25 protein-coding genes are annotated in these 23678 nt (G+C 61.8%); 7 read left to right on the top strand and 18 right to left on the bottom strand.

All coding sequences use genetic code 11. The features are described 5' to 3' along the window. Positions 1-37: 37 nt before the first annotated feature. Both aroA and IB264_RS03965 read right to left on the bottom strand, forming a co-directional pair. Positions 38-1306 carry a 3-phosphoshikimate 1-carboxyvinyltransferase gene (aroA, locus tag IB264_RS03970; RefSeq protein ID WP_025426118.1) on the bottom strand — a complete coding sequence of 423 codons (1269 nt, stop codon included), beginning with the start codon at positions 1304-1306 and terminating at the stop codon, positions 38-40. 93 nt (positions 1307-1399) lie between these two features. Beyond that, a complete protein-coding gene (locus IB264_RS03965; RefSeq protein ID WP_025426117.1) occupies positions 1400-1948 on the bottom strand; it encodes a LemA family protein in 549 nt (182 codons plus the stop codon). A gap of 248 nt (positions 1949-2196) precedes the next feature. On the opposite strand from IB264_RS03965, the gene IB264_RS03960 reads away from it, so the two are divergent. Beyond that, positions 2197-2394 (top strand): hypothetical protein, encoded by a 198-nt coding sequence (locus IB264_RS03960; protein WP_025426116.1) that lies wholly within the window; start codon positions 2197-2199, stop codon positions 2392-2394. Between the two features lie 87 nt (positions 2395-2481). Here IB264_RS03960 and IB264_RS03955 read toward each other — a convergent pair whose 3' ends face one another. From IB264_RS03955 to IB264_RS03930, 6 genes are all read right to left on the bottom strand, one after another. Then, entirely contained in the window at positions 2482-3051 is a 570-nt protein-coding gene (locus tag IB264_RS03955) for an AAA family ATPase (protein WP_025426115.1), read from the bottom strand. Continuing rightward, positions 3048-4010, bottom strand: a complete 963-nt coding sequence (locus IB264_RS03950; RefSeq protein WP_025426114.1) for a glycine--tRNA ligase subunit alpha — start codon at positions 4008-4010, stop codon at positions 3048-3050. The genes IB264_RS03955 and IB264_RS03950 overlap by 4 nt, the downstream gene beginning before the upstream one ends. 110 nt (positions 4011-4120) lie before the next feature. Further along, positions 4121-4312: a membrane protein gene (locus tag IB264_RS03945; RefSeq protein ID WP_025426113.1), complete on the bottom strand. Its 192-nt coding sequence runs from the start codon at positions 4310-4312 to the stop codon at positions 4121-4123. Positions 4313-4453: 141 nt separating this feature from the next. Further along, the gene (locus IB264_RS03940) at positions 4454-5320 is read right to left on the bottom strand and encodes a S49 family peptidase (RefSeq protein WP_025426112.1); all 867 of its coding nucleotides are present in this window, start codon (positions 5318-5320) and stop codon (positions 4454-4456) included. Positions 5321-5396: 76 nt separating this feature from the next. Then, positions 5397-6173 carry a tRNA1(Val) (adenine(37)-N6)-methyltransferase gene (locus IB264_RS03935; RefSeq protein ID WP_025426111.1) on the bottom strand — a complete coding sequence of 259 codons (777 nt, stop codon included), beginning with the start codon at positions 6171-6173 and terminating at the stop codon, positions 5397-5399. A gap of 52 nt (positions 6174-6225) precedes the next feature. Next, complete coding sequence (locus tag IB264_RS03930) at positions 6226-6447, bottom strand: DUF2007 domain-containing protein (protein ID WP_025426110.1); 222 nt, start codon at positions 6445-6447, stop codon at positions 6226-6228. A 108-nt stretch (positions 6448-6555) separates the two neighbouring features. Here IB264_RS03930 and IB264_RS03925 point away from each other — a divergent pair, with 108 nt between their 5' ends. The 4 genes from IB264_RS03925 (at position 6556) to moaB (ending at position 11032) form a co-directional block, all read left to right on the top strand. Then, positions 6556-7572, top strand: a complete 1017-nt coding sequence (locus IB264_RS03925) for a polyprenyl synthetase family protein (protein WP_025426109.1) — start codon at positions 6556-6558, stop codon at positions 7570-7572. A 164-nt stretch (positions 7573-7736) separates the two neighbouring features. Next, positions 7737-9569, top strand: a complete 1833-nt coding sequence (locus tag IB264_RS03920) for a tetratricopeptide repeat protein (protein WP_025426108.1) — start codon at positions 7737-7739, stop codon at positions 9567-9569. Between the two features lie 7 nt (positions 9570-9576). Next, positions 9577-10488, top strand: coding sequence for a 4-(cytidine 5'-diphospho)-2-C-methyl-D-erythritol kinase (locus IB264_RS03915; RefSeq protein ID WP_025426107.1), 912 nt, complete (start codon positions 9577-9579; stop codon positions 10486-10488). Between the two features lies 1 nt (position 10489). Beyond that, on the top strand, positions 10490-11032 hold the full coding sequence (gene moaB / locus IB264_RS03910; RefSeq protein WP_025426106.1) for a molybdenum cofactor biosynthesis protein B: 543 nt from the start codon (positions 10490-10492) through the stop codon (positions 11030-11032). Between the two features lie 308 nt (positions 11033-11340). Here the strand turns inward: moaB and IB264_RS03905 are convergent, their stop codons facing one another. Next, a complete protein-coding gene (locus IB264_RS03905) occupies positions 11341-11868 on the bottom strand; it encodes a glycosyl transferase (RefSeq protein ID WP_025426105.1) in 528 nt (175 codons plus the stop codon). Between the two features lie 199 nt (positions 11869-12067). Here IB264_RS03905 and IB264_RS03900 point away from each other — a divergent pair, with 199 nt between their 5' ends. Next, positions 12068-13225, top strand: coding sequence for a PA0069 family radical SAM protein (locus tag IB264_RS03900; protein ID WP_025426104.1), 1158 nt, complete (start codon positions 12068-12070; stop codon positions 13223-13225). A gap of 450 nt (positions 13226-13675) precedes the next feature. Then, positions 13676-14326: a ribonuclease HII gene (locus IB264_RS03895; protein ID WP_025426103.1), complete on the top strand. Its 651-nt coding sequence runs from the start codon at positions 13676-13678 to the stop codon at positions 14324-14326. A 375-nt stretch (positions 14327-14701) separates the two neighbouring features. Here the strand turns inward: IB264_RS03895 and IB264_RS03890 are convergent, their stop codons facing one another. The 9 genes from IB264_RS03890 to apbC all read right to left on the bottom strand — a co-directional run bounded on the left by IB264_RS03890 (position 14702) and on the right by apbC (position 23567). Continuing rightward, complete coding sequence (locus IB264_RS03890) at positions 14702-15187, bottom strand: F0F1 ATP synthase subunit B (protein ID WP_025426102.1); 486 nt, start codon at positions 15185-15187, stop codon at positions 14702-14704. Between the two features lie 13 nt (positions 15188-15200). Continuing rightward, on the bottom strand, positions 15201-15818 hold the full coding sequence (locus IB264_RS03885; protein ID WP_025426101.1) for a F0F1 ATP synthase subunit B: 618 nt from the start codon (positions 15816-15818) through the stop codon (positions 15201-15203). A gap of 76 nt (positions 15819-15894) precedes the next feature. Then, entirely contained in the window at positions 15895-16122 is a 228-nt protein-coding gene (locus tag IB264_RS03880; protein ID WP_025426100.1) for a F0F1 ATP synthase subunit C, read from the bottom strand. 81 nt (positions 16123-16203) lie between these two features. Continuing rightward, positions 16204-16956, bottom strand: a complete 753-nt coding sequence (locus IB264_RS03875; protein WP_025426099.1) for a F0F1 ATP synthase subunit A — start codon at positions 16954-16956, stop codon at positions 16204-16206. Positions 16957-17016: 60 nt separating this feature from the next. Further along, positions 17017-17376 (bottom strand): AtpZ/AtpI family protein, encoded by a 360-nt coding sequence (locus tag IB264_RS03870; protein WP_025426098.1) that lies wholly within the window; start codon positions 17374-17376, stop codon positions 17017-17019. Positions 17377-17673: 297 nt separating this feature from the next. Then, on the bottom strand, positions 17674-18849 hold the full coding sequence (locus IB264_RS03865) for a cell wall hydrolase (RefSeq protein ID WP_025426097.1): 1176 nt from the start codon (positions 18847-18849) through the stop codon (positions 17674-17676). A gap of 237 nt (positions 18850-19086) precedes the next feature. Beyond that, positions 19087-20988, bottom strand: a complete 1902-nt coding sequence (locus IB264_RS03860; RefSeq protein WP_025426096.1) for a potassium transporter Kup — start codon at positions 20986-20988, stop codon at positions 19087-19089. Positions 20989-21005: 17 nt separating this feature from the next. Further along, the gene (locus tag IB264_RS03855; RefSeq protein ID WP_025426095.1) at positions 21006-21983 is read right to left on the bottom strand and encodes a magnesium transporter CorA family protein; all 978 of its coding nucleotides are present in this window, start codon (positions 21981-21983) and stop codon (positions 21006-21008) included. A 423-nt stretch (positions 21984-22406) separates the two neighbouring features. Beyond that, positions 22407-23567, bottom strand: a complete 1161-nt coding sequence (apbC, locus tag IB264_RS03850; RefSeq protein ID WP_025426093.1) for an iron-sulfur cluster carrier protein ApbC — start codon at positions 23565-23567, stop codon at positions 22407-22409. Between the last annotated feature and the right edge of the window lie 111 nt (positions 23568-23678).

The raw sequence follows: 23678 nt of genomic DNA, 5'->3' as shown, positions 1-23678 counted from the left end.
CTTCGCACTCTTCCTGGAAAAGCTTTGAGGCGCGAGATCAAGGACGATCACCGGTGAAGGTAACGCCAAGCGATGCAAGCGCATCCCAATAGGCAGGATAGGTCTTGGCGACGCAGCCGGGGTCCTCGATGGCAATGCCGTGGATCTTGAGCCCGGCAAGGGCGAAGCTCATGGCGATGCGATGGTCGGCAAAGGTGTCGATCGACGCCGGCAATGTCTGGCCGGCGAGCGCCGGATCGGAGGAGACGATGAGATCGTCGCCCTCTTCGTGGGCAAGCCCCGGACGGATCGCGGTCAGGCCGAGCGACAAGGCACGGACACGGTCGCATTCCTTCACGCGCAGATTGGTGAGCCCGACGAAGCGCACGGGCGTCTCGTTGAAGGCGGCAAGAACGGCGATCGTCGGTATCGCGTCCTGCATCTGCGATCCGTCGATGACGGCGGGAAGATGCGGGAAGCTGGAAATGACGGCGTGGGCGCGTGCGTCAGGCTGCGAGAACACCGAGGCAGGAACGCCGAGATCGATGGCCCCTCCGGTCAATACTTCCGCGGCCCAGAGATAGGTCGCGGCCGACGCGTCAGGCTCGATCACGAAGTCGGCGGCGCGATAGCCCGTCGGCGCGACCTGCCAGATGGATGGGCTCAACTGCTCGACCTCGGCGCCGAACGCACGCATCGCCGCAACCGTCAGATCGATGTAGCCGCGCGCGCCGATTTCGTCGCCGGCAAGCTCGATGCGGACAGGGCCCTTGGCGCCAGGGGCAGCCATCAGCAGAGCCGATACGTATTGGCTGGAAAGGCCAGCGTCGATTTCGATCCGTCCGGCGGGAAAGCCGCCCTTGCCATTGACGGTGACCGGCGGGCATCCGGTTTCGGACGTCACCTCGACGCCGAGCGTGCGAAGCGCGTCGACGAGCGGCTTGATCGGCCGCTTGCGCATGTGCTGGTCACCATCGACGACAACCGGGCCGTCGACCAGAGCGGCGGCGGCTGTCAGGAAGCGCGTCGCAGTTCCCGCATTGCCGAGGAACAGGGGCGCGGACGGCGACGCAAGCCGGCCGGTTCCGGTAACGACGAATGTCGTGTCGTCCGGTTCGCTGACCTCAACGCCCATCGCTCGCAAGGCATCGGCCATATAGCGCGTGTCGTCGCTCTTCAGCGCACCCGTCAGCCGGCTCGTGCCCTTGGCCAGACCCGCGAGAAGCAGCGCCCGATTGGTGATCGACTTCGAACCCGGCGGGCGAACGTGGCCGCGCAGGGGGTGGTCGGTCGGCAGGATGGTCAGCTTCTTCACGGTATCACTCATGCTCGGGTCTCTTTATGCAAGTAGCGCCGAGGCTGTCGGCCTCGGCAGGCGTGTCTCTTATCAGCAGGTGGCGTAATCGGGTAACGTCCCCGATCAGAATTTGACTTGCGGCACCGCGCGATCCGCCTCGTTGGCGATCTCGAAATAGCCGGCCTTCACGAAGCGGAAGGCGTTGGCGATGAGGTTCGACGGGAAGCTCTCGACCTTGACGTTCAAGTCGCGTGCCGCTCCGTTGTAGTAGCGGCGCGACATCTGGATCTCGCCCTCGATCGTCTCCAGCGAGCGCTGCAGTTCCGCGAAGTTCTCGTTGGCCTTGAGATCCGGATAGGCTTCGGCGAGGGCAAAGAGCTTGCCGAGCGCTTGCGACAGGGCGCCTTCAGCGGCTGCCCGCCCCTCGACATCACCTGCTGGAACGGCCTGAGCGCGATTGCGCATCGCGATCACCTCTTCGAGCGTCGACTTCTCGTGCGCTGCGTATCCTTTAACCGTCTCGATCAGGTTGGGGATGAGGTCGGCGCGTCGCTTGAGCTGCACGTCGATACCCGACCAGGCTTCCTCGGCGATCTGCCGTGCCTTGACGAGGCCGTTGTAGACGAAAACGAGATACAGGATCACGGCGACGCCGATGGCCAGACCAATCATGGGATACCTCCAAAAAACTCGGCAGAGATTAGCACCGGCTTTCCAGCTTCAAAGACCTTTCTGCAGCATTCGGGCGGAGAAACGCACTCCTCCCCAAATGCAAGCCGAAGGCGCTGAACACACTGTTCACCGCTACGGCCTATCCCCAGACCAAAACACCTCGATTCCTGTTCCATCGGGAACCGCAGGGATCCGGACGATGGGCGATAGTCGCGCCATCGAACAACCCCGGATACGAAGTGAAGACCATGAAAACGCTCGCAACCCTCATCAACGTGATCGCCTTTTCGGCGCTCTTCGTTGCCTATGCGAGCGTCGGTTCGGCCGAAAGACCGACTGGTGTCCGCCGGGCGCTGCAGACCTACTCCGGTCAGGTTTACACCGGCACCTACCCCACGCTGAAGCCCGTCTGGAAGATCAGCGTCGACGCCAGCGACACGATCTGAGATCTACAGCGTCGCGCGTCTTATTAGACGCGCGACGCTGCAGCACTTTGAATGGCTGCATGTTTTTATCCTTAAATCGAATAGGATTTAAGGAAACATGCAGTAGCCTCGAGCTATCCGCGTCGCAATCGCGTCGGCAGCTTCATCTGCGCCGAGATTGGTGACGTCGAGCTCGATGAGCTGGTCGCATTTTCCTTTCAACAGAGCGTGCCGGCCTCTGAGATCGATCAGCACCTGCGGATCGGTCAGTTTGTGGACCTTGGAGCGGCCGGCGCGCGTCAGCCGCTTCAGGTTTTCCTCTATCGAACAGTCGAGAACGACCGCGACGAAACGGGCGCTGCGCTCGCTAGCCAGCGCCACATAGTCTTCGAACGCCCGGCTGTCGAATGCGTCATCCGACAGCGCATCGGTGAAGAGGAAGGATTGACCGGCATCGGCCTGGCGCACATGGTCGAGCACCGCCGTTCTGATCGTCGCCCGCAGCGACCAATAGAGCGGCGTGCCCCTGGTAAACAGTGCCTCGGCCGGATTGATCAGCGTATGGTTGTCGGCAAGCCTCGCGCCGAGATGATCGGCGAGATGGCGTGCGATGGTCAGCTTTCCGGTGCCCGGCCAGCCATTGATATGAACGATGAGGCTGGCTGGCTCGGCGATCAAGCGGCGTCCCGGTTGAGGTTCGCGCCGCCGGCATCGGTCAGCAGGAACGCCTCGCCACAGGCCTTTGCCAATGTGCGGACGCGCAGAATGTAGCTTTGCCGCTCGGTGACCGAAATCACCCCGCGCGCATCGAGCAGGTTGAAGACGTGGCTCGCCTTGATGCACTGGTCGTAGGCGGGGAAGACACACTTGTGCAGGTGGTTGTTTGTGCCGTTGCCCGGCGCGCCGGCCGCCAGCAGAGCCTGGCACTCTACCTCGGCATCGATGAAGTGCTGATGCAGCATGGCGGTGTTGGCGTATTCGAAGTTGTACCGCGAATATTCCTGCTCCGCCTGCAGGAACACGTCGCCATAGCTGATCTTCTCGTCGCCTTCGCGGCCGTTGAAGTTCAGATCATAGACGTTGTCGACGCCCTGGACATACATCGCCAGACGCTCGAGACCGTAGGTCAGTTCACCAGCAACCGGAGAGCATTCGATGCCGCAGACCTGCTGGAAATAGGTGAACTGCGACACTTCCATGCCGTCGCACCAGCATTCCCAGCCAAGGCCCCAGGCGCCCAGCGTCGGGCTTTCCCAGTCGTCCTCGACGAAGCGGATATCGTGCAGCAACGGGTCGAGGCCGATCGCCTCCAGCGAGCCAAGATAAAGCTCCTGCAGGTTGGACGGGTTCGGCTTCAGGATCACCTGATATTGATAATAGTGCTGAAGACGGTTCGGGTTCTCGCCATAGCGGCCGTCGGTCGGGCGACGGGACGGCTGGACATAGGCTGCGCGCCACGGACGGGGACCGAGCGCACGCAGCGTCGTTGCCGGATGAAACGTACCGGCACCGACTTCCATGTCGTAGGGCTGCAGCACCGCGCAACCCTTGTCGGCCCAATAGTTGTGCAGCGTCAGGATCAGAGCCTGGAACGAGCGCTTGGGGTTCATGTGGTCGGGCAGCGAGGCGGTGGTCATGGGGAACGTCCGAATTCTTCACGAAATGAGAGCCGGACAGGTGCCACGCCGGGCGACAGGGGTCAAGCGCTGAGGCGGCTCTCCGTGCACGCAAAGGTGCACGAAAAATCTCAGTCGTCTTCGCGCTTGAGCCGGTATTCGCCGGTCTCGGGATCCTTGACGAGGGTTCCGCTCGCGCCGGTCTGCTGCTCGCGGCGCGTCTGGTCGCGCTGACGCGTCAGCTTCTGGGCATCCGCAATGAACTTGCGGTAGCCGATCCATAGAACGAAGCCTGCGATCAGGAGCAGGATAAGCTGCGGCATCTTTCCTCCCTACTGCATATTTTTATCCTTAAATCGAAGTCGATTTAAGGATAAAAATATGCAGCCATTCAAAGTGCTACAGCGACATTTGCGCGTCTAATAAGACGCGCGGCGCTGTAGGCTCGTCGCACCGGTCGCGGCTCAAAGCCCGAAACGCGCCCACAATGCCCTTTCCTCTACTGCTTCGGCAAGACCCGCCATCGCAGAAGCCGCGATCGGTGCAGCGATATCGCCGGCAATCGATGCGCCGGTCTGGCGCCGCCCGAAAAGGCTGCGCGCCGGCTGGATCAGTTCGAGCCGCGCCTTCTCGCCATAGCGCTTCTTCACCTCGCCGCGCAGATCGCCGAGGCCGTCGATCAGACCCAGTTCCAATCCGCGCCGCCCAGTCCAGAAAAGCCCGGAAAAAACGTCGGGATGGTCGGCCAGCAGCTGTCCGCGGCGGGCCTTCACCATCTGGATGAAGGTGTCGTGGATATCGAGCTGCAGGCTCTTCAGGAACTCGATGTCGCGTTCTTTCTCTGGCTGGAACGGGTCGAGCATGACCTTGTTCTCGCCGGCGGTATAGACGCGCCGCTCGACACCGATCTTCTTCAACAGTTCCGGAAAGCCGAAGCCGCCGGAGACGACACCGATGGAACCGACGATCGACGTCGGATCGGCGATGATCTCGTCGCCGGCAAGCGCGATCATGTAACCGCCGGAAGCGGCCACGTCCTCGACGAAGACGAGCACGCGCTTCTTCTTTTCCTGGGCGAGATCGCGGATGCGCTGGTAGATCAGTCGCGACTGCACCGGCGAACCGCCGGGAGAGTTGATCGAAATCGCAACGGCCGGAGCCTCCTTCACCGCGAAGGCCTTCTCCAGCAGCGGCGCGACTGAGGCCAGATTGAGTGCCGGACGAAACTGGCCACCACCGGCCATGATTGCGCCGTGAAGCCGCACGACGGGGATGGCAATGCCATCCCGCCGAAAACGCCTCGGCATCAGCCTTTTGAAGAACCCGGCCATTTCAACTCCTGCAATACGAACACTTGTTCCTGCATGTATGCACTGGTCGTCCAAACGCAATGCCGGATACGGTAAATCAACGGCGCCGATAGGCAGCGCGTCCGTTGTTGAGATCGTCGACATCGCCGGCAAAGCGATGGGCGCCCTCCTCGTGCACCATCAGCGGCGCTCGCAGCACCAGCCGCTTGCGGCTCTGCTTGATCGCGGTCACGAGGATGCGCACGGCATTCTCGCCGGTGCGCGGATGCAGCGGCGTAATCTCGATACCGCCGAAGCGGCGGCCACAGGCGGCAATGATATCCGCGATCGATTCCGGCCGGGCGATCAGCGACAATTGTCCGCCCGGCTTCATGATCGCACCCGCCGTCTTGATCCAGATCTCGAACAGGCCGTCGCTCATCGCATGCGCCTCTGCCTTGAGGCTGTCCGGCGTGCGGCGGTCGGAAGCATCGTTGAAAGGGGGGTTCATGATCACGTGATCGAAGGCATCGTCGGGCAAGCCGGCGGCACGGCGCGCCCTGCCGGTAAGCGCAACGTCCGCCTCGATCACCGACACCCGCTCGGCGAAACGCCCGTTTTCGGGAAGCGCGAGGCTTCGGCGTGCAAACGCCGCCATGGTCGGCGAACGCTCCACCAGCACGACCTCGGCCAGATCGAGCCGCGAGGCGACCGCCATGCCGGCCGCACCCGCTCCGGCGCCAAGGTCGGCCACACGGCAGGCGCGGTCAGAAGCAACCAGCGAAGCGAGCAACATCGCATCCATGCCGGAGCGATGTCCCTGCCCCAGCGGCTGCACGACATGGAACCTGCCGCGGTGGAATGCATCGACCGTCTCAGACTCGACAAGCGTCATAGGTCCTTCGCTCATGGCCGATCGTCACACATAGGCGCCGACGAACCGCTGATCATGCCCGCAACTCCGCTTCCAACCCCGCTTCGACGAGGATGCGGCGCGCGGCATCGGCATCGTCGTCCGGCACGAGGAAACGGCGCGGCAGCAGGCCCAGCGATCCCTCCAGAATGCTCATGCCCTGATCGGCGATCAGGCTGTTGATACCGGCGTCCTTCATCAAGCTCTCGGCAAAAGAGAGCAGAACGACGTCGTTGGTGCGGATCAATTCCTTCATCCAGCGGTTTTTCCTGTCCTATTTCAGCAAGCGGGACAATTCGCCTCTTGCCGCACGTGCCCCCCCTTCCTATTGTCGAAAGCGACAATGAAAACAGGAGTCCCGGTGTTGGGCGTAGTGATACCGCTGGAAGACAGCAAAAACAAACTGGCGTCCGTGAAACCGCTCGTTGACTTGACGTCTCCCGACATGGAACGCGTCAACCAGCTCATCCTGTCGAGGGCCGGGTCCGACGTCCAGATGATTCCTGAGGTCGCCAACCACCTGATTTCCTCCGGTGGAAAGCGCCTGCGACCGATGCTGACGCTCGCCTCCGCCGCGATGTTCGGTTACGAGGGCGACGCTCACGTCAAGCTCGCCACCAGCGTCGAGTTCATGCATACGGCAACGCTGCTGCATGACGATGTCGTGGACGAAAGCGACCTGCGCCGCGGCAAATCCACCGCTCGGACGATCTGGGGCAACCAGGCAAGCGTGCTCGTCGGCGACTTCCTGCTCGGCCAGGCCTTCCGCATGATGGTCGATGTCGGCTCGCTCGATGCGCTCGACGTGCTGTCGACCGCTGCGTCGGTGATCGCCGAGGGCGAGGTGCTGCAGCTTTCCGTCGCCAAGAACATGGAGACGACCGAGGACGACTATCTCCAGGTCATCCGCGCCAAGACCGCAGCGCTGTTCGCCGCGGCCGCAGAAGTCGGGCCGATCGTCGCCCAGACCAGCAAATCCGACCGCAATGCGCTCAAATCCTACGGCATGAATCTCGGCCTCGCCTTCCAGCTCGTCGACGACGTGCTCGACTATGGCGGTTCTGCCAGCGATCTCGGCAAGAATGTCGGCGACGATTTCCGCGAAGGCAAGATCACCCTTCCGGTGATCCTGTCCTATCGTCGCGGCACACCGGAGGACCGCGCCTTCTGGCGTCAGGCGATCGAAGGCGGCGACAGCAGCGATGCCAACCTTGAAAAGGCGCTCGGCCTGATCAAGCGATATGGGGGCTTAAGCGATACCATCGCCCGTGCCCAGCACTATGGCACGATCGCGCGCGATGCCTTGGCACCGCTCCCGGTTTCGCCGTGGAAATCGGCGCTGGTCGAGGTCATCGACTTCTGCATCGACCGGGTCAGCTGACGCGCGCGCCCGGCCGAACCTGGACATCCAAGAGGAATTTCTTGCCGCGTTGCGCCAAAAAAGCCATTCTGTTCCTCAAGAGTTGTGCCAGGCAACACGTGGCTGATTCCAAAACAACCCTCAGTCGTGCGCAAGGCCGAGAGATCGGCAATGAAAGGTTTGACATGCGGCAAAAGACGATCCTCCGCCTTCTCAGCGGCGCTGCACTGATGGCTCTTGCCTCGGTCAGCGGCAGCTACCAGGCTTTCGCCGAGGAAAAGGCCGCCGTCGAAGAGACCGAGCCTTTCGACATCACGTCCGTCAACACCTTTGCAGGTGCGTTCCTGGCTGCCCGCACGGCCGACACGGACCGTGACTTTGCCGCAGCCAACGAGCTTTACCGCATCGCCCTGCAGTTCGAGCCGAACAACAACGAAGTCAAGCAGCGGCTGATGATCACCCTGCTGATGGCCGGCAAGTTCGACGATGGCGCCAAGATCGCCGAGCAGTTGAAATCCGATCCCGCTGTCGAGCGCATCACCACCGTCATCCGTGCGATCGAGGCGATCCGCAAGCGCGAATACCGCAACGCGCAGAAGCTCTTGAACTATGAGGGCCCGAACGACCTCGACCGGCTGATGAACGGCCTGCTTTCGGCCTGGGCCAAATTCGGCCAGGGCAAGCCCAAAGAGGCGCTGGCGCAGGTCAACGGTCTCGAAGGACCGGACTGGTTCCGCGTATTCAAGAATTATCATGCCGGCGCGATCGCCATCGCTTCCGGTGACAAGGCCACCGCTCGCGCCAAGCTCAACGACGCGATCCTCGATCGCGAAGGCGGCAGTGCTGCGCCTGACACGTTCATGCGGGCGGTCGAGGCATTGGCGCGCTTCGAGGCGCGCGAAGGCAACAAACAGAAGGCGCTCGACACGGTCGCCGTCGGCGAGAACATGGTCAACAACTACACCCCGCTCGAGGCACTTCGGAAAAACATCGAGACCGGCCTACCCCAGGAGCAGCAGGTTAAGAACGCATCGCAGGGTGCGGCAGCCGTGCTGTTTTCCATCGGCGGCGCGCTCAACCGTGAAGGCGCCGAAGACATCGTCTCGCTCTATCTGCAGACGGCGCGTCGTCTCGACCCTGACAGCGCCGACATTCTCGTGATGCTTGCCGGCATCGCCGAGAACCTGAAAAAGCCGAAGGAAGCGATCGAGCTTTACCAGAGCGTGCCCGAGGCTTCGCCGATGCGCCGCCTGTCCGAGCTGCAGCTTGGCCTCAGCCTTGCCAGCATCGGCAAGGTGGATGAAGCCAAGAAGCACTTGAAGGCGCTGATCGACGTCGACCCGAAGAATATCCGCAACTATCTCGCCTATGGCAGCGTGCTTTCCGATGCCAAGGACTACAAGGAGATGGGCGAGCTTTACGACCGCGCCGTCGACGCGATCGGCCCTGTGCCGAAGCGCAGCGACTGGACCGTGTTCTTCCAGCGCGGCATCGCCTATGAGCGCCAGAAACTCTGGGACAAGGCCGAGCCGAGCTTCCGCAAGGCCCTGGAACTCAACCCGGATCAGCCGCAGGTGCTGAATTATCTCGGCTATTCCTGGGTCGACATGAACATCAATCTGGAACAAGGGCTCGACATGATCCGCAAGGCGGTCGAGTTGAAGCCGGACGACGGCTACATCGTCGATTCGCTCGGCTGGGCCTATTTCCGCATGAACCGCTTCGACGATGCGGTGGTCGAGCTTGAAAAGGCAGCCGAGCTGATGGCCGGCGACCCGACCATCAACGACCATCTCGGCGATGCCTATTGGCGCGTCGGCCGCAAGCTGGAAGCCGTGTTCCAATGGACCCAGACGCTTGAGCTGAAGCCCGAAGAGGAAGAGATCCCGAAGATCAAGGCCAAGATCGAAAACGGCCTGCCGGCGCTTAAGGAAGTGGTTCCGGCCTCTGCCGACGCCAAGGAAACAGCGCCGAAGAAGGTCACCCCGGAGGCGCCTGCGCCGGACAAGAAGTCCTGATCACAGCATGCTTCAAGGCGAGATTGCGGGCTTCGCGCTGACACGGGCGGCGCCCGCCAAGATCAACCTGGCACTGCATGTCGTCGGCCAACGGGCCGACGGCCACCATCTTCTCGAAAGTCTCGTCACCTTTGCCGATCGCGGCGACCGGATCGGCCTGACTCCGTCGGAGCAGGACCGTTTCACTCTGTCCGGGCCATTCGCCGCCGAATTGTCGACGACGGGTGACGACCAGGATGGCAATCTCGTGCTCAAGGCGCGGGACCTGCTGCGCCAGGCTCTGGCATCGCAGGGCGTCGACACCGGCCCGGTCCACATTCATCTCGAAAAGAACCTGCCCATCGCCTCGGGCATCGGCGGCGGGTCCGCCGATGCGGCCGCAACGCTTCGCGGCCTTCTCGACCTCTGGAAGACCGGCATCGAACCGGCGTTGCTCGCCGCCTTGGCGCTGAAACTCGGCGCCGACGTGCCAATGTGCCTAGACGGCAGGTCGCTTATTGCCAGTGGCATCGGCGAAGAGATCACCCCTGCCATTGAGCTTCCCTCCTTCCCGATCGTGCTGGTCAATCCTCTGGTCGCGGTCTCGACGCCGGTGATCTTCCGGACGCTGGAAAAGAAGAACAACCCACCGCTTGTGATCCCGGATGGCCTCGGCTCCCCTGCGGCCTGGCTTTCGGCCATGGCGGCGATGCGCAACGACCTGGAGCCGCCGGCGCGCCGGCTGCAGCCGGTAATCGCCGACGTCTCCGGCGCGCTGGCAACAACCGGAGCCGCGCTGGTGCGGATGTCCGGTTCAGGCGCCACCTGCTTCGGCCTGTTCGACAGCGACGAAAGCGCGCAGCGCGCCGCCTACACTCTTTCTGCCGCCCATCCTGAATGGTACGTTCTCGCCGGCAGAACCGTGGGCAGAGGGAAATAGAATGGCCGGGATCAATGACAATCGCCCTTTCGTCCCCGTCGGCATCGCCATACTGACAGTGTCCGACACGCGCACGCTGGCCGACGACAAATCCGGCGACACGCTTGAGGCGCGGGTGCGCGACGCCGGTCATCGTCTGGAGGCACGCGCAATCGTGCCGGACGATCGGCAAAGGATCCGCGATCAGGTGGAGGCCTGGACGCTCGACGAGACAATCGACGTGGTGATCACCACCGGCGGAACAGGCTTCACCGGCCGCGACGTCACGCCGGAGGCGCTCGAACCGCTGTTCGAGAAACGCATGGATGGCTTCTCCGAAGTTTTTCACCGGATTTCCTACGAGAAGATCGGCACCTCGACGATTCAGTCGCGCGCGACAGGCGGTGTCGCCAACGCCACCTTCATCTTCGTCCTGCCGGGGTCCCCCGGGGCCTGCAAGGATGCCTGGGACGGCATTCTCAAGCAACAACTCGACTACCGGCACATGCCGTGCAACTTCGTCGAGATCATGCCGCGGCTCGACGAGCATCTGAAACGGGGCTGACGCCTCAATCGGCGACCCAATTGTGCCGCGAGACAAGCCTGTTCCCTGGGGAACTGCGAAACCCGCAACCGCCTGCTACAGCTTCCAACGTCAGCTCGCATTGAGGGATCGCAACGAGATCCGAGCAAATCCTTCGACCGGAGCAAAGACGGCCCATCGCCGATGTCCCCCCAAGCGATGGGAACAAAAACATACGACGCGCGGCTCGCCCGGTCGCTCGGACAAGACTTTGCTAGCAAGGAAATTTGGTAGCCGCTTGGAGGTGCCGTCCGCAGGACAGGCACCTTTTTTGTTGGAGCGAATTTACTCTAGGCGCTCTGCCTGCTGTCAACGGCGACCCAGGCGGGGACAAGCTCCGTCGCAAGCTTTCGAACGGCGCGGATATTCGTCATTTCGCCCAGCGGCATCTTCCCGCGCGCGATCGCCAAGGCGTCGCGCTTGTGCACGAGGAAGCCCGCCTCCAGCGGCTTTACGCGCCGCGCGAGACGATGCAGCAACGGCTTGCGGTGCATTCGCGATGGCGAGAAACGGGCCGGCCCCTTGTGAAGCGACACATACTCGACGAGCTCATCCACCCAGCGCCCTATCGGCCGAGCACCGGGCTCAAGCAGCATCAGCCACTCGCCGCGCGCGGAGCGCACGATTTCGCCCAGATCCCAATCGACGCAGAAACGGCAGCCGGCGGCATCTGCCACGCGCACCGACCCGTCCTTCGAGCCATGATCGAGGATGATGACATCGCTGACCAAACCTTCGACGGCGCCTGCCACGAGCACGGACAGCGTCTGTGCCAGTTCCGCCTCGTTGTCACGTGTTTCCATGATGATCGTCAGCATAGCTGTTCCTACCGCATTGCAGCGTAAAATGCTACATCCGCGTGGCATGACCGCGCCCGCGATTTGTCCGATCGCCAAGTCATGCCGGTCGCTCTCGTTTCAGCACGCGCGATTTTTGTTCTTGAATTGTTCTTGTTTTCGCGATAGGAAAATAATCAGAACAAAACGGGATCAAACGGGTGATCCCTCGGAGATTCCGATGAAAGAGCTGTCTCAGATCAGGCAGGGTGCGCTTGCACCCGCCAACACGGCAGAGGTTGCCGAAGCATTGATGAGCGGGACCGGTCTCAGGATCGAGAATGACCGTCGCCGCGGGCGGGGTGCCGGACTGAACATGTCGGGCCGCTTTGAGCCGCAGGCGCGCGAGGTCTTCGACGACGGTTGGGAGAGCCTTGAGGACCTGCCTCCCTTCAAGACCGAGGTGCAGGTGGAAAAGCCGCGCTCGGTGATCAGCCGCAACGATTCTCCCGACATTTCCTTCGATCGCTCGATCAACCCTTATCGCGGCTGCGAGCATGGATGCATTTATTGTTTTGCCCGTCCGACACATGCCTATATGGGGCTTTCGGCCGGCCTCGATTTCGAGGCGAAGCTCTTTGCCAAGCCCGACGCCCCACGCCTGCTGGAGCGCGAGCTCGCCCGCACGGACTACAAGGTGAGGCCGATTGCGATCGGCACCAACACCGATCCCTACCAGCCGATTGAGAAGGAATGGCGGATCATGCGCCAGATCCTCGAAGTGCTGCAGGCCGCCAACCATCCTGTCATGATCGTGACGAAGTCGGCGATGGTGACGCGCGACATCGATCTGCTTGCACCGATGGCAGAAAAGGGACTTGCACGGGTCGGCATTTCGGTGACGACGCTCGACCGAAAGCTGGCGCGTACGATGGAGCCACGTGCTTCGACCCCTTCCAAACGACTGGAAGCGATGCGCGCCCTCACCGAAGCCGGCATTCCGACCGGCGTGCTGGTGTCGCCGATCATCCCGGCCCTCAACGATCATGAGATCGAACGGGTTTTGGAAGCCTCCCGATCGGCAGGAGCGCTGGAAGCGACCTATGTGCTGCTGCGCCTGCCGCTGGAGGTCAGCCCGCTCTTTCGCGACTGGCTGCTGCGGAACTATCCGGACCGCTATCGGCACGTCATGTCGCTTATCCGCTCGATGCGTGGCGGCAAGGATTATGACGCCGAGTTCGGCAAGCGCATGAAGGGCGCCGGTCCCTATGCCTGGCAGATCGGCCGCCGGTTTGAACTTGCGGCCAAACGCCTCGGTCTCAACCTCAATCGTCGACAGTTGCGCGACGACATTTTCGTGCCGCCACTCGGAACCGGCGTCCAGCTATCGCTGCTCTAGAGCATTTCCAGGAAAAGTGCGAAGCGGTTTTCCGTCAGGAAATGCGTAAAAACAAGGAGATAGAGCGTTCCGCGATTCCGTCTAAATCGGAACGCCCTAGCGGCAATCGGTATTGCGTATGTCGCTGGAGAAGTGGAGTTTTCGACCGCTCAGGTCAGGAATGCGAGGTGTGGCCTGAAGGCAAAATAACCTCAATGGTTGGCCGGAATGGGCAGGCATCGGTCTTGAGACGCCCGGTTCCCTGGATCGGCTGCGATTTGGGAAGCAGGTCACGGCGCAAGTTCATGCGAGCAGCGTCCCTCGCGCGTCATATCTGGCGCGCGGCGACAGAATTGAATTCCGGCGTCTCCTCCGTGCCTCATCAGGATGACGCTGGCATACCCCCCGGCTGCCGCCGCACTCAGATCGGGGGACTTGAAGAGAATCGGTCGATCATGCGAGTTTCGCCGCATGTCACATCGCAGATCGACCGATTCTCCCCTTTTCCCGGATATTATCCTTGCGCCCGATTTCAGCTTTGAACTGGCTGCCAGAAGGGACGGCGCCTGGCCGGTCGCTGGCGCCGACGAGGCCGGCCGAGGGCCGCTTGCCGGACCCGTCGTTGCCGCCGCGGTCATCCTCGACCCGGATGCCATCCCCGAAGGCCTGAACGACAGCAAAAAATTGAGCGCCGCTGAGCGCGAACGGCTGTTCGATGAGATCCTGGCAACCGCCACCGTTTCCATCGCCTCTTCCTCGGCCACCACGATCGATACCATCGATATCCGCAAGGCAAGCCTCGAGGCGATGCGACGGGCCGTCGACGGCCTGTCCCTGACCGCGCGTTTCGTGCTGGTCGATGGCCGCGATGTTCCGCCCGGTCTTGGCTGTCACGCCAAGGCGGTGGTCAAGGGCGACGCCCGCTCGCTCTCGATCGCCGCGGCATCGATCGTCGCCAAGGTGACGCGCGACCGGATGATGGAACGGGCCGATGTCGCTCACCCCGGCTACGGCTTTGCGGCTCATGCCGGCTACGCGACAGTGGTGCATCGCAAGGCAATCGATGCCAAGGGCCCCTGCCCGCTGCATCGCATGAGCTTCCGTCCGCTGCGCAAGGATTGACGTTCGGCATCGTTGAAACCTCGCCGTCTGGATCGACACAAACCGATGCCGATGGCGGCCCCCCCGGAAGGTGCGCTTGACGGCGCAGCGCGTCATAGACGGAGACAGACGAGCGGTGACGCGGCAGGCTTTGCTGTAGCCATGTCTCCGCCCCCTGCCGAGCCGCTCCGGTCACCGCATCTGCGGTAATCCGCCGCCCGCCCCTGACCATCGGCCGGCGTTCCGCGGGGTTTCCCCCCTTATCGAGCCCAAACAGGTTCCGGACGTCACGGAAGACATCCCGAACTGGCGCTCGCACGCATCACCCAAGGCTATCCCAAAAACAAAAAGCCCCGCACGTGGCGGGGCCTTTAAATCGTATCTTGCAGCCGAGGCTTAGTTCAGGCGCGACTTGACTTCGCCAAGTGCCTTCTTGAACAGCTCGCTCTGGGCGCCGGCGTCAGCCTTGGCAGCAACAATCTTTTCGGCAGCGCTGATGGCCAGATCGACGGCAGCCGAACGAACGGCGTTGATCGCGTCGCTTTCGGCCTGCTTGATCTTCTGTTCCGACAGCGCGGTCCGGCGGGTGACGAATTCTTCCGTCTTCTGCTTGGCTTCGGCGGTCAGCATTTCTGCTTCGCGCTGGGCAGCGGCAACGATACCGGCAGCTTCCGCTTCGGCATCCTTGCGCTTGCGCTGGTATTCGGCAACGAGGGCCTGGGCTTCTTCGCGCAGGCGCTTGGCTTCCGCCAGTTCGTTGCCGATCTTGTCGGCGCGTCCGTCGAGCGCCTTGCCGATCATGCCCGGAACCTTGAGGTAGGCAATCAGGACGAAGAACAGGATCAAGCCGACGAGGGCATAGAAGGTCGCATCAAGATGCATGGTTCAGTGCTCCTCAGTTAACGGCCGATGCCTTGACGGCAGCGACGATCTCAGCCTTGGTGACGGTGCCACCAATGAGCTGCTTGACGACGGCCGTTGCAGTTTCCTCGGCGATAGCGCCGACGTCTGCGAGTGCCTTGGCCTTGATGTCGGCGATGCGGTCTTCCGCAGCGGCGATCTTCTTGGAAAGATCGGCTTCGACAGCGTTGCGGTCGGCGACAGCCTTGGACTTGGCAGCTTCGCGCGCGCCGTCTGCAATCTGATGACCCTTGGCCTTGGCAGTTGCCAAATCCTGCTCATAGGATGCGATGGCAGCGTCAGCTTCGCCCTTCAGGCGCGACGCTTCGTCGAGATCCTGAGCGATGCGGTCGTGACGGGTTTCAAGAATTCCGCCGATGCGCGGAATGATGACCTTCGACATCAAGAGATAGAAGAGGCCAAACGTGATCGCGAGCCAGAGCAGCTGCGATGCGAAATGGGTCGAATCAAAGGGCGGGAACACGCCGGAGCCAGCCTCGCCTTCGTGGGCCACACCCGTTTCGGTGTGCACCTCACCGGCCGCAGCGGCATCGTGTGCTTCGGCGCCTTCAGTGGTGGTTGACTGCTGGGCATAGGCCGCGGTCACAAACATGCTCACCTCCAGGTGCACTCAAGAATATGCGCGGCCGCGACCCTTTGACAGGTCGCGGCCGAAACTCCAGCCGTTATTAGACGGCGAAGAGGAGGAGCAGGGCTACGAGCAGCGAGAAGATGCCCAGAGCTTCCGTAACGGCGAAGCCGAATACGAGGCGGCCGAACTGGCCGTCAGCAGCCGACGGGTTGCGCAGCGCGCCAGAGAGGTAGCTGCCGAAGATGTTGCCGAGGCCGAGAGCCGTGCCGGCCATACCGAGGCAAGCCAGACCTGCGCCGATGTACTTTGCTGCTTCCGCTTCCATGATTGAACTCCTTCGAATGGTGTTGCGGCTTAGGATTGCGCTTCCGACGGAGGACCGGCCGGAAGCAAGCGACTGTATTCCTTAGTGGCTTCCGGGATGGACAGCGTCGTTGAGGTACATGCAGGTCAGTACCGCGAAGACATAGGCCTGGAGGAAGCAGACGAGGAATTCAAGACCGGTGATAGCGACGGTCATGATGAGCGGCAGGATCGCACCACCGATGCCGAGCGCGCCAAGGGCGCTCAGGGAGGTGACGAAGCCAGCGAAAACCTTCAGCGTGATGTGGCCGGCCAACATGTTGGCGAAGAGACGGACCGAAAGGCTGATGGGACGGGAAAGGAACGAGATGATTTCGATCGACACGACCAGCGGCAACAGGATGCCCGGCACGCCGTGAGGCACGAAGAGCTTCAGGAAGCCGAAGCCATGCTTGTAGAAACCATAAAACAGCACCGTGCCGATGACGAACAGCGCCAAGGCGAAGGTGACGATGATCTGGCTGGTGATGGTGAAGAAGTAAGGGAACATGCCGAGCAGGTTCGCCGTCAGGATGAACATGAACAGCGAGAAAACCATCGGGAAGAACTTCATGCCGCCGCTGCCAGCGCCTTCGCGCAGCATCGAAGCGATGAATTCATAGGACATTTCCGAAACCGACTGCATGCGCGTCGGGATCAGCCCGCGCTGCGATGTGGTCAGATAAAGGAAACCGGCAGCGGCACCCACGGTCGCAACCATGAACAGCGACGCATTGGTGAAGGAAAAGTCAATTCCGCCAATTTCGATCGGGACAATCTTGTTGACCAGGAACTGGTGGGTCGGATCGTTTGACACCGCGCTTCTCTTTCGTTCTGCCCGCCTTTAGAGCGGATACCGTGTTTTCCGGGCGACGCCTCAGGCGTCATCTCCGTCCGTCTTGTCATTCCCAGAACTGCGCTTGACCGAGTCGAGTGTCGCCACCATCCCCGCCGAACGCAGTACATTCAACACACCGGCGCAAAAGCCAAGGAGCAGGAAAATGATCATGCCCCACGGCCCTGTACCCGCAAAGTGGTCCAAAAGATAGCCCAGAAACGCCCCAACCACGATGCCAGCGATGAACTCGCTGGAGAGCTTCATTGCCGCCGCATAGCCTTTGCGGCTTTCAGCGGCTCGGGCTTCAGCACCATCCGGCTCACTGGGTCGCTTGGACTCAATCTTTTCGCCGAGCTGCTTCAGCCTTGCTTCCAGACTTTCTTCGGGTTTCTCCGTCACGTGGCTCTCCCCTTGTTGTCCCACACGGTCACGACCATGATTTCGGCCACACAAAAGGCTGCTGTTCAAGCCACGTTTCAGCCCCATTTGAAGTCGCGCGCAACATAGTTTTAGGCTTCCGCATAGTCAAGGCGTGCAAAGCGCTTCGGCGTGGACAATATTTTTCAATGATTTCATCCACTTGATAGCATTCGACGCCATCATACTGACAGACAAGGCCGGGAATCGGCAGATCGCGAGCCAGAATCTCCGGCCCGCGATCGGTGCTTGTGCGCAAGGGGTCGGCAGCTGAACTGGTCAGCTCCAGCCGCCGCCGTAGGTCCGGTAGAAGACGTGCAGGCCGATCTTGCCGACACGCTTCATCGTCTTTGCCCAGGCCGGGTTTACATAGGTTGCGTGATAATGTGTTGCTGAGCCGACTTCGGGCAGCCAGATCTTGCCGGCGGTGACCGCCATGGCAACTTCCTTTGCTTCCTTCCAGTGCGAGCGGGAATAGATCAAATCGCGGATCATGTCGCAGGCGAATGAGAACTGGCAGCGATTGCGCCATGCCTTGTTCTGATAGACGACGCCGCAGATCGTCTTCGGATAGGTCGGATTGCGCACCCGGTTGAGAATCACCTGTGCGACGGCCGCCTGGCCTTTCAGCGGTTCGCTGCGCGCTTCGAAGTAGATGCCTTCGGCGAGGCATGTCTGCTCTTCCTTGCTGAAGACGCCCGCCGGTAGCGGGGTCGCGGCCCAGGCGTGGTCCTCGGGAGAGATATCGGGAATGAAACGTCCGGCATTCTTGTCCTCGCGCAGGATCGAATCGAAGGGCGATTCACGCGCATAGTCCGGCTCGGGCCGGACATAGGCAGTCGCAAGAATGTCGGGCTTGTCGTTGGTGACAAGCTTGGCCAGCATCGGCGAGACGCCGGGATCCGTCTTCGGCGGCTTCTTCTTGTAGAAGGCCGTGGCGATCTCGATCTCCTTGCCTTTGATCTTCGGATTGGCGAAGACCATTTTTTCGGCGCCCTCGAAGCCGGGCTCCATCAGCGAACTCGTGCGCTGCAGGATCGAACCGGCGGTAAAATCCTTGGGTGGGGTGACAGGGGTGACGGCGACGATACGGCCCTTCTTGCCCTTGCGGTTGACGCGGTCTTCATCCGGCGTGCCGGCGTGCTTGCTTTCTGCGGTCAGAGCGACGCGGCTGCCATCGGGAAGATCGATACCGGCGCCGCCATCGAGCGCGCCCGTCGTGATCGGATCGGCAAAGACCATCTCGACTTCGTGGATCGATCCCGCTGGCGACGGCGTCATGTACATCCGCCAGCGCTCACCGCCACGATTGATACCGGACAGGAAGGTCGCAAGGTCGGAATAGGCCGCGACCGTGGGGAAACCGATATACACCGCAAGGCCAATGAGTGCCGGAGCCAGCCAGGCGGAGAAGTTAACACGAGATTCGCGACGCAGTTTGCTACTCTTACGCACCAACCGACTCCACGCAACGCTGATCGAAGGCACGGCTCTGCCCTCGCCGGCGATGAGCCAGCGGACAGGTTCCGCGCAGGACGCTAGGACAATGAAGCCGCCGGACGCTGTGCCGACGATGCTTCGTTCGAGCCTTGAAAATGAAGCATTAACCTTGATGTTTGGTTAATGCGTCTTCACTGAAAGGCCGGAAGAGCGGGCCTTGCGGCCCGCCGGCCGTCTTTGCAGCCGGTATCGTCAGATGATGACGTGCGAGCCGAGTTCGACGACGCGGTTGGTCGGCAGGCGGAAGTAGTCGGAAGGGTCGATCGCGGCATTGGCGAGCGCGATGAACAGGCGGTCCTGCCAATGCGGCATGCCGGACTGGGCGTCCGGTACCAGCTTGCGCCGTCCGAGATAGAACGACGTCGACATGATGTCGAACTTCAGCCCCGACTTGCGGAAGAGCCCCAGCGCCTGCGAGACGTTTTGCGTCTCCATGAAACCGAAGCGCATTTCGAGCAGGGTGAAGCGTTCGGAAAGCGGCTGCACGCTGACGCGTTCGGCCTTTGGCACTTTCGGCGTATTGGCGGTGCGGATCGTCAGGATGAAATTCTGCTGATGCAGCACGTGATTGTGCTTGATGTTGTGCAGCAGGGCCGCGGGCGTCGATTCCGGGTCGCTCGTCAGGAACACCGCTGTGCCGGGCACCGAAACCGGCGCATGTTCGCTCTTGCGCTCGATCGACTTGACGAAGCTTGCCAGCGGAATGTCGATATGGCGGGTCTTGGCATGGAGAATTTCCGTGCCGCGTTTCCAGGTCCACATGATCACGATGAAGGTCGCGGCGATCAGCACCGGCACGTAGCCGCCGTCATGGATCTTCAGCATGTTGGCGCCGAGGAAGACGAATTCCAGCGCGAACAGCGGCAGCAGCACGGCGCCGGCCCAGAGCGCCGACCAGTTCCAGCGCGCACGCAGGAACTCGAAGGAGAGAACTGTCGTGACCACCATCGCGCCGGTGACCGAGATGCCATAGGCGGTGGCGAGCGATTCCGACGAGCCGAAGACGAAGACCAGCGCCATGACGCCGAACATCAGCAGCGTGTTGACGTTGGGCAGATAGATCTGCCCCGTGTGTGTCTCCGACGTGTGGAAGATCGCCATGCGCGGCAGGAAGCCGAGGTGGATCGCCTGCCGCGTCAATGAGAATGCGCCCGTTATCACCGCCTGGCTGGCAATGATCGTCGCGAACGTCGCCAGGATGACCACCGGCAGCAGCGCCCATTTCGGGAACATCAGGAAGAACGGGTCCGACATCGCCTCGGGGTTCTTCAGGATGAACGCGCCCTGGCCGAGATAGTTGAGCGTCAGCGCCGGAAAGACGACCAGGAACCATGCCCACTGGATGGGCCGGCGGCCGAAATGGCCAAGGTCCGCATAGAGCGCCTCTGCGCCGGTCACCGTCAGGAACACGGCGCCGAGCACGATGATGCCGACATAGCCCTCATTGAACATGAAGCTGACGGCATAATAAGGATTGAAAGCCTTGAAGATCGACAGGTCGTCGGAAATGTGGACAAGGCCGATGCCACCCATGACCAGGAACCAGACGAGCGTGATCGGGCCGAAGAAGTTGGAGACCGCGGCCGTGCCCTTGGACTGCACGGCAAACATCAAGAGCAGGATGACCACGGCAATGGGAACGACATAGTCCGACAGCGCCGGGGTCACGAGTTTCAAGCCCTCGACGGCCGAAAGCACTGACAGAGCCGGCGTGATCATCGCATCGCCGATGAACAGCGCGGCACCGGCAATGCCCATGAAGAACAGGATGGCCGTGTGGCCATTCCCCGTTTTCATCAGCAGCGCCAGCAGCGAGAGCGTGCCGCCCTCCCCCTGGTTGTCGGCGCGCAGCAGAAACAGCACATATTTGATCGTGACGATGATCGTCAGCGTCCAGATCATCAGCGAGATCAGGCCGATGATTTCGACATCGGTGACGCCGTCGTGGGACACCGGGCGCAGCGCTTCGCGAAACGCGTAGAGCGGGCTGGTGCCGATATCGCCATAGACGACGCCGATGGAGCCGAGGCCGAGGACGAGCAGCCGGCGCAGGTCTTTCGACCCTTGTGTGGAAGGGGCATGCGATTGGGTCATGCGTGTCCTACAGGCTGTTACAGCCAGCCTTTCCAGCGAAAGAAGAAAAACGGTATCACGGCGGATATCACCATGGCAGCCAGCGCCCAGGGATAGCCGAGCGGCCATTCGAGTTCCGGCATGACGCGAAAGTTCATGCCGTAGACGGAAGCGACCAGCGTCGGCGGCAACAATACCACCGAAGCGATCGAGAAAATCTTGATGATGGCATTCTGCTCGACATTGATGAGGCCGAGAGAGGCGTCGAGCAGGAAGGTGATGTTGCCGGAGATGAACGACGCATGTTCCGACAATGTCTGGATGTCGCGCGAGATCGAGCGGCAAAGTTCGCGGCTGTCCTTGTCCGCCTGGACCTCGGGAACGGTGTAGACGAAGGTCAACAGGCGCGAGAGCGACGCGAGGCTATCGCGGGTCTTGGCGACCAGCCGGTGATGGCCGGCGACATCGCGCAGGCGCGCTTCCAGAAAATGCGGCGGACGACGTTTGACGACTGCCTTGTCGCCAAAGACCTGCAGCGACAGATCGTCGATCTTGCCCACGGCCTGCTCGAGAATTTCGGCAGTGCGGTCGGCAATCGTTTCGAGCAACCGGGTCAGCATCACCACACCGTTCGGACAGCCGCCCGGAATCCGATGCATTGCCGCCTTGAAGAGGGCGAAGGCACGCGGTTCGGCGTAGCGAATGGTCACAAGACGCCCGCCATGCAGGATGAAGGCAACGTCGGTGAGATCGGGAATATCGGTTTCCGAACGATAGACCAGCGACGCCGTCATGAACACGGCATCGGCCTCGGTATAGAGCCGGCTCGACGGCTCGATGTCCTTCAGGTCGTCGCGTGTCGGGATCGAGATGCCCAGAAGCTTCTCCATCATCAGATCCTCGGCCTTGCTCGGCTCGACGAGGTCGACCCAAACGATATCTGGCCGCAGGGCAACGAGCTCATCCGCCACCGACAGGGTGACAGTCTCACCGTTGGAGCAATAGCCCGTGATCATTCAGGCGCCCTTCCCGCAGCTGCGGCCCTGGGCAGAGGTGCGAACCCGAGCGAAAGTGAGCAACCGCATCGGCGCCACAGTATTCCCACAATCGAATTCCATCGGATGAAGCGTTCCGCCAGTCAGGACAAAATCCTCAACTCGGTCGTCGCGGGAGGACAAGATCTCCAGCGAGAGGGCGCTAAGTTGGGCACCTTCGCAAGTGCGGCACGGCATATGGCGCAATACAGACGCAAAATCAATGCCCCCTCGATACATGACACAGGCGCCGTCTACTGTTCCGGCGTCACCCTACTGCATGTTTCGCCGAATCGAAATCGGGGCGCGGACAAAATTGTGCCGCTATTCCAGGGGGCTGCAGCAGGCGACCGCCAAGTCGGGCTGCCACCGCAACGATGGCGTCCGACGAAGCTGGATGAAGGCCTATTCGAAGACGATGCTCGGCATTGCACGGCTCTTGTCGTCGCGGGCAGCCAAAACCTCAGCCCAGACCTTGGTCGCGATGTCGCGATAGATGCGGGCGATCTCGCCGTCTGCATCGGAAACGACCAGAGGCGTGCCCGCATCGGATGTTTCGCGGATGCCCATGGTCAACGGCACTTCGCCGAGGAAGGGTACGCCGATGCGCTCGGCCTCCTTGCGCGCGCCGCCATGGCCGAAAATGTCGTAGCGCTTGCCGGTGTCCGGCGCGACGAAATAGCTCATGTTCTCGATGATGCCGAGCACCGGCACTTCAACCTTGCGGAACATCGCCAGCCCTTTTCGGGCATCGATGAGCGCCAGGTCCTGCGGCGTCGAGACGATCACCGCGCCGGCGAGTGGAACTTGCTGTGCCATGGTCAATTGCGCGTCGCCGGTGCCTGGCGGCATATCGACAACCAGCACATCGAGATCACCCCAGGCGACTTCGCGCAGCATCTGCAACAGCGCCGACTGGATCATCGGGCCGCGCCAGATCATCGCCACTTCCTCGTCAACGAGGAAGCCCATGGACATGACCTTGAGGCCGTAGTTTTCCATCGGGCGGATCATCCGGCCCTCGATCTGCTGCGGCCGGCCGGAGATCTTCAGGAGGCGCGGCATCGACGGGCCATAGATGTCGGCGTCGAGCAGGCCGACTTTCAGGCCGTTGGCCTTCAGCGCCAGCGCCAGATTGACCGATGTGGTGGATTTGCCGACGCCGCCCTTGCCGGAGGCGACGGCGATGATTGCGCCAACGCCGGGAATGCCTGCCTTGGCGGGCGCGCCGCCGGCCGGACGCTGGCCATGGGCATGACCGGCATGGGCGCCGGCCGGTTGCGGACGCTGTACCGGGGCTGCCGCTGGTGCTGCCTTGCGGTCGGCCGTCAGAGCGACCATCGCCGCGCTGATTCCCGGGATTTCCCGCACCACGCGCTCTGCGGCTGCGCGCATCGGCTCCAGTTCCTTGGCCCGATCGGCCGGAACGGTGATCGAGAAATAGGCCTTGCCATCCGAAATGAAGACATCCGACACGAGCCCAAGCTCGACGATGTTGCCTTCCATGTCCGGTCCGCGGACCGTTCGCAGCTTATCAAGAACCACGTCTCTGGTGACTTCCGGCATCGCGCCCTCTCATTCTCTGCTATCTCTTGGATAACGTTTGTTATCCCTTAGATAATCGAGGCAGGGCGCTTCGCCAATGCGACATAACGGAAAAAGCAGGGCCGCCACTCA

This window comes from Ensifer sp. ENS11 (assembly GCF_014851895.1).
Lineage (GTDB): Bacteria > Pseudomonadota > Alphaproteobacteria > Rhizobiales > Rhizobiaceae > Ensifer > Ensifer canadensis.
Note: the sequence above shows the minus strand (reverse complement) of the source record. Positions and strands in the feature narration are given on the sequence as shown.